The following is a 6,122-nucleotide window of genomic DNA, read 5'->3' as shown; positions in this document are numbered from 1 at the left end:
CGTCCCGGTTGAGCCCGGCGGCGCGAGCGTCTAAAAGACCCGGGTCCTCCCCGGCACCCGGAGCCTCGACCGCCATGCCCACCGACCGCCTGATCCTGCGCCGCCCCGACGACTGGCACGTGCACCTGCGCGACGGCGCCATGCTGAAGGCGGTCCTGCCCTTCACGGCGCGCCAGTTCGGCCGCGCCATCGTGATGCCGAACCTGAAGCCGCCGGTGGTCACCGCCGCCGACGCCCGCGCCTACCGCGAGCGGATCCTGGCCGCGCTGCCGGACGGCTTCGCCTTCACGCCGCTGATGACCGCCTACCTGACCGACACCACCGACGCCGACGACATCGCGCGGGGTGCTGCCGAGGGTGTGTTCGCGGCCGTGAAGCTCTACCCCGCCAACGCCACCACCAACAGCGCGCACGGCGTCACCGACCTCTGCAAGGTCGAGGGCGTGCTGGAGCGCATGGCCGGGATCGGCCTGCCCCTGCTGATCCATGGCGAGGTCACCGACCAGTCCGTGGACGTCTTCGACCGCGAGGCGGTGTTCATCGACACCGTGCTGGCCCCGCTGCTGGAGCGCCATCCCACGCTCCGCGTCGTGCTGGAGCACGTGACGACCGAGGAGGCGGTGACGTTCGTGCGCTCGCAGGCCGCCTCCGGCCGCCTCGGCGCCACCATCACCGCGCACCACCTGCTGATCAACCGCAGCCACCTCTTCCAGGGCGGCATCCGCCCGCACCTCTACTGCCTGCCCATCGCCAAGCGCGAGAAGCACCGCCGCGCCCTCGTGGAAGCAGCGATCTCCGGCGAAGGCCCGTTCTTCCTCGGCACCGACACCGCCCCGCACACGGTGATCGCCAAGGAGACCGCCTGCGGCTGCGCCGGCTGCTTCACCGCCGCCAACGCGCTGGAACTGTATGCCTTGGCCTTCGAGAAGGCCGGCGCACTGGACAAGCTGGAGGCCTTCGCCAGCCTGAACGGCCCGCGCTTCTACCGCCTGCCGGTCGCCGAGGAGAAGGTGGTGCTGGAGCGCACCCCCGGTCCAGTGCCGGACATCATCCTGCTGCCCGAGGGCGACGGCGTCCTGCCCTTCAAGAGCGGCGAGACGCTGCCCTGGCGGTTCGCCGGCGGGGTCTAGAACAGGCTCCCCTGGGCCGGCGCCCGCACCGCCTTCTTCGGCTCGGCCTTCGGGGACTCGGCGGGCTTCGACTTGGCGGCCTTGGGCGGAGGCTCCGCTGTCGGCGCCCCGCCTTCCACCGTCGCGGCCGCGCTCCCATCGTGGAACTGCAGGGTGACCGCCAGCCCCGGCGTGGCCCCGGCCGCCTCGGTCACCGGCCTGCCGTCCGCCCCCCGCACCACCGCGTAGCCGCGCTTCAGCACGCCCTCGTAGGAGTAGCTCTCCAGCAGCTGGCCCAGCGCCTGGACCCGCACCGCCCGCTCCTCGACCAGCTTGCCGTAACCGCGTTCGACCCGCGGCGCCAGGTCGGCCAGCCGCCGCCCACCCTCGCCGATCTTGATCGCCGCCGGCCGGATCGACAGCCGCCCGGCGACCCGCTCGAATTTCCCTTCCGCGGCCACCACGGCGTGCCGCAGCGCGCCGGCCAGCGCCCGCGACTCGGACGCCAAGCGCGCCTCCGCCTGCGCCAGCTTCTCGCGCGGGTGCCGCAGTTTGGCGCCCAGTTCGCCGACCCGCGTCCGCCGCCGCTCGACCAGCCCGCGCACCGCCATGCCCAGCCGCTCCGCCCGGTCGTCGAGGCGTTGCGCGTGCCCCTCCAGCAGCGAGCGCGGATCGCCCAGCCCGCGCGCCAACCCTTCCACCCGGGTCCGCCGCTCGGCGATCCAGCGGTGGGCGCTGGCCATCAGCCGGCGCTCGTCGTCCATCACCTGGGCCAGCAGTTCGGCCCGCACCGGCACCGCCATCTCGGCCGCCGCGGTCGGCGTGGGGGCGCGCTTGTCGGAGGCGAAGTCGATCAGTGTGGTGTCGGTCTCGTGGCCGACCGCCGAGATCAGCGGAATGCGGCTGGCCGCCGCCGCGCGCACCACGACCTCCTCGTTGAAGGCCATCAGGTCCTCCAGCGAGCCGCCGCCGCGCGCGACGATCAGCAGGTCCGGCCGCGGCACCCGGCCGCCCGGCTCCAGCCGGTTGAAGCCCGCGATGGCGGCGGCCACCTGCGCCGCCGCACCGTCTCCCTGCACCGCCACCGGCCACAGCAGCACCCGGCACGGGAAGCGGTCGTTCAGGCGGTGCAGGATGTCGCGGATCACCGCACCGGTCGGCGAGGTGACGACGCCGATGACCTCCGGCAGGAAGGGGATGGGCTTCTTGCGGCCCTGGTCGAACAAGCCTTCGGCGGCGAGGCGCCGCTTGCGCTCCTCCAGCATCTTGAGGAGAGCGCCCTCGCCGGCCAGCTCCATCGTCTCGATGATCAGCTGGTATTGCGAGCGGCCGGGGTAGGTGGTGACCCGGCCGGTGACGATGACCTCCAACCCCTCCTCCGGGGCGACCGCCAGCTTGGACACGGTGCCGCGCCAGCACACCGCCTCGATCACCGCGGTCTCGTCCTTGAGCCGCAGGTAGCAGTGCCCCGAGCTGTGGCGCTTGGGCTGCGAGATCTCGCCGCGTACGCGCACGAATCCGTAGGTGTCCTCGATGGTCCGCTTCAGCGCCCGCGCCAGGTCGCCGACCGAGAATTCCGGGAGGTTGGAGCCGGGGCGCGGCGGCTCGGCGATGAGGGGGGTGCTATCCAGGTCTTGAGTCATGGTCGCGCCATGATACAAGGCTGCCGGTCGGCAACAAGCATGGAAGGACGGGGTCCCATGAAAGTCCTGGTCGTCGGGTCGGGTGGGCGCGAGCACGCGCTGTGCTGGGCCATCAAGCGCTCGCCGCTGTGCGACCGGCTGTACTGCGCCCCCGGCAATGCCGGCATCGCCGAGGTCGCCGAGTGCGTCGCCATCGGCGCCGAGGACGTGGACGGCATCCTGCGCTTCGCCAAGGACAACGCCATCGACTTCGTGGTGGTCGGGCCGGAGGGGCCGCTGGTGCTCGGCCTCGTCGATAAGCTGGAGGCCGCCGGCATCAAGGCCTTCGGCCCCAGCGCCGCGGCGGCGGAGCTGGAGGGCTCCAAGGGCTTCATGAAGGACCTGCTGGCCAAGTACGGCGTGCCGACCGCCTTCTACCAGCGCTTCACCGACGCCGACGCCGCCAAGGCCTACGTCCGCCAGCACGGCGCCCCGATCGTGGTGAAGGCCGACGGTCTGGCCGCCGGCAAGGGCGTCACCGTGGCGCGCAGCGAGGAGGAGGCCTTCGCCGCCATCGACGAGGCGCTGGTGGGGGGCCGCTTCGGCTCCGCCGGCGCCGAGATCGTGGTGGAGGAGTTCCTCGACGGCGAAGAGGTCAGCTTCTTCGCCCTGGTGGACGGCGCCACCGCAGTGCCCCTGGCCTCGGCGCAGGACCACAAGGCGGTGGGCGACGGCGACACCGGGCCGAACACCGGCGGCATGGGCGCCTACTCCCCCGCCCCCGTCCTGACGCCGGACCTCGAGGCCCGCGTCATGCGCGAGATCGTCGAGCCGACGGTGCGCGGCCTCGCCGCCGAGGGGCGGCCGTTCAAGGGCGTGCTGTTCGGCGGCCTGATGATCGTCCGCGGTGCGGACGGCAAGCCGGTGCCGAAGACGCTGGAGTTCAACGTGCGCTTCGGCGACCCGGAGTGCCAGACGCTGATGGCCCGTTTCAAGTCCGACGTGCTGGCCGCCCTGCTGGCGTCCCGCGACGGCACGCTGAAGCCGGAGGACGTGCAGTGGCACGACGCGGCGGCGCTGTGCGTCGTCATGGCCGCCCAGGGCTATCCCGGCGACTACCTCAAGAACACCGAGATCAGGGGCCTGACGGAGGCCAACGCGGTGGAGGGCGCCACCGTCTTCCACGCCGGCACCAAGGCGGACGGCGGCCGCGTGCTGGCGACCGGCGGGCGCGTGCTGGGCGTCACCGCAACGGCGCCGACCGTCCGGGAGGCGCAGGCGAGGGCCTACCAGGCGGTGGACCGGATCCAGTGGCCGGAGGGCTTCTGCCGGCGCGACATCGGCTGGCGGGCGGTGGAGCGCTGAGGCGACCCGGACGCTACGGGACCGCCGGCTCGACAGCCGGGCATTCCGATGACTGTTCGGCCGGCGGCAAGCGGATGATGACGGTCGTGCCATGGCCGTCCCGGCTGTCGATGGCGATGTCGCCGCCGAGCGGGCCGACCACCGCGCTGTGGACGATGGACAGGCCCAGCCCCCGGCTCCCACCGATGTGGCCGTCGGTGTAGAAGGGGTCGAACACGTGCTCCAGGTGCTCGGCGCGGATGCCGCATCCGTCGTCGGCGATGGTCAGCACCGTGCCGCCCTCCCCGTCCGTCCCGGCCCGCACCGTCACGGTTCCGCGGCGGCCGTCGGGAAAGGCGTGCTGCACGGCGTTGCCGACGGTCTGGTAGAGGACGGTTTCCAGAAGGTTCGGGGTGCCCTGGACCGTCAGGCCGGCGGGCGCCTCGACCACCAACGCGATGCCCGGCGGCATGCTCGTCGCCAGGAACGGCCGGATGCCGGCCAGGAACCGGCCGAGATCCATGGCGATGACCGGTTCGTCGGCATTGGTCTCCAGTTGCTTGAACGCGTCGATGAGGCGCGCCGTCAGCCGGGCGTTGTCGAGGACGAGGGCGCTGGCCTCGCCGGCCGTCTGCAGGAACCGCGCGAGGTCGGAGCGGCGCAGGCTGCCGTCCGCCACGGTCCGGGAGAACCGTTCGGTGCGGTCGGCGAGGTGGCTGGACGCGCCCACCAGCGTGCCGATAGGGGTGTTCAACCGGTGCGCCACCCCGGCCACCAGCCGGCCGAGCGCCGCCGTCTTCTCTGCCTTCACCAACTGCGCCTGCGTCGCCTTCACGGTCGCGTAGGCGGCCGCCAGCTCCCGGTGGGTGCGCCGCAGATCCTCATGCGATCGTGCGAGGTTTCGTTCCAGCAGGAACGCCCGCCGCCACTGCCGCTCCAGCGTGCGGCTGCCCAGCAGCGCGAGGCCGCAGACCACGCCGATGATGGCCAGGCGCGCCGTCAGGTTCACCGTCTCCAGGCCAGCCATCGGCATATGGATGGTCGCCATCGCCACCGCCATGGTGCCGAGCATGAGCACCAGGGGCCGCCCGAACGACAGCGGGCTGAACAGCAGGAAGGCGATCACCAGCGCGGTCATCACGAACTGCGACTGGACGGCGATTCCGGCGAAGGCGTTGACCATGAAGGCGCTCCCCGCCAGGAAGCCCGCTCCGGTCAGCGCGTGCAGGTGGGCGCTGCTGGCGCGCAGGAACGACATGGCGAACAGGGCGGTGAAGCACAGGAGGCCGCCGAACCGGTAGGGCAGCCCAGCGCGGACGAGGTCAGGCACCACGTTCCAGTCGAGGAAGATCCGGACGGTCTGGGCGACCAGGATGAACGCGGCGATGAAGCGGACGACCATCCGGTCGCGTTGCCGCGCCCGGTCCTGGTAGATCGTTGCGTCGTCGCCCTGCAGGCGCGGGAGGTCGACGAGCAAGAATCGTGGTCGCATCACCCTTCGCGGCGCCTTGTGAAGACCGGAGTTTCGACGGAACGGGATCATACGTGGTCAAGCCAGGGCTGGACAATGCCGATGCCTAGGCCCCGCCCCGCCGCTCCCGGAAGAAGCCTCTGAGGAGATCCGCCGCCCGCGTCTCGTCGATGCCGCCGTAGACGTCCGGGGCGTGATGACAGGTCGGCTGGGTGTAGAAGCGCGGGCCGTGCTCCACCCCTCCCCCCTTCGGGTCGTAGGCGCCGAAATAGACCCGGCGCAGGCGCGCGAAGCTGATCGCCGCGGCGCACAGCGCGCAGGGCTCCAGCGTCACGTAGAGGTCGAGGCCCGGCAGCCGCGGCTCGCCTAGCGCGGCGCAGGCCTCGCGGATCGCCAGCACCTCGGCGTGGGCGGTGGGATCCTTCAGCTCCTCGGTGCGGTTGCCGGCGCGGCCGAGCACGGCGCCGGTCGCCGGATCCACCAGCACGGCGCCGACGGGGACCTCGCCGCGCGCCGCGGCGGCTTCGGCCTCGGCCAGGGCGAGGGACATGGGGGATGCGCTGGACATGGCGGCGA

The 6,122-nt window shown here is 72.4% G+C and carries 5 protein-coding genes; 2 read left to right on the top strand and 3 right to left on the bottom strand.

All coding sequences use genetic code 11. The features are described from left to right. Positions 1–74: 74 nt before the first annotated feature. Positions 75–1,130, top strand: coding sequence for a dihydroorotase (gene pyrC / locus TSO221_RS10700; RefSeq protein ID WP_109118479.1), 1,056 nt, complete (start codon positions 75–77; stop codon positions 1,128–1,130). On the opposite strand, the gene xseA is transcribed toward pyrC, so the two are convergent. Then, positions 1,127–2,752, bottom strand: coding sequence for an exodeoxyribonuclease VII large subunit (xseA, locus tag TSO221_RS10695; RefSeq protein WP_109118478.1), 1,626 nt, complete (start codon positions 2,750–2,752; stop codon positions 1,127–1,129). The genes pyrC and xseA overlap by 4 nt on opposite strands. 57 nt (positions 2,753–2,809) lie before the next feature. On the opposite strand from xseA, the gene purD reads away from it, so the two are divergent. Further along, the gene (purD, locus tag TSO221_RS10690; RefSeq protein ID WP_109118477.1) at positions 2,810–4,096 is read left to right on the top strand and encodes a phosphoribosylamine--glycine ligase; all 1,287 of its coding nucleotides are present in this window, start codon (positions 2,810–2,812) and stop codon (positions 4,094–4,096) included. 13 nt (positions 4,097–4,109) lie between these two features. On the opposite strand, the gene TSO221_RS10685 is transcribed toward purD, so the two are convergent. Further along, positions 4,110–5,552, bottom strand: coding sequence for a HAMP domain-containing sensor histidine kinase (locus TSO221_RS10685; RefSeq protein WP_146208762.1), 1,443 nt, complete (start codon positions 5,550–5,552; stop codon positions 4,110–4,112). A 100-nt stretch (positions 5,553–5,652) separates the two neighbouring features. Next, on the bottom strand, positions 5,653–6,114 hold the full coding sequence (locus TSO221_RS10680; protein ID WP_109118475.1) for a nucleoside deaminase: 462 nt from the start codon (positions 6,112–6,114) through the stop codon (positions 5,653–5,655). Positions 6,115–6,122: the final 8 nt, after the last annotated feature.

The organism is Azospirillum sp. TSO22-1, assembly GCF_003116015.1.
In the GTDB taxonomy this organism is placed as follows: domain Bacteria; phylum Pseudomonadota; class Alphaproteobacteria; order Azospirillales; family Azospirillaceae; genus Azospirillum.
This window is presented reverse-complemented; position numbering and strand designations above follow the sequence as displayed.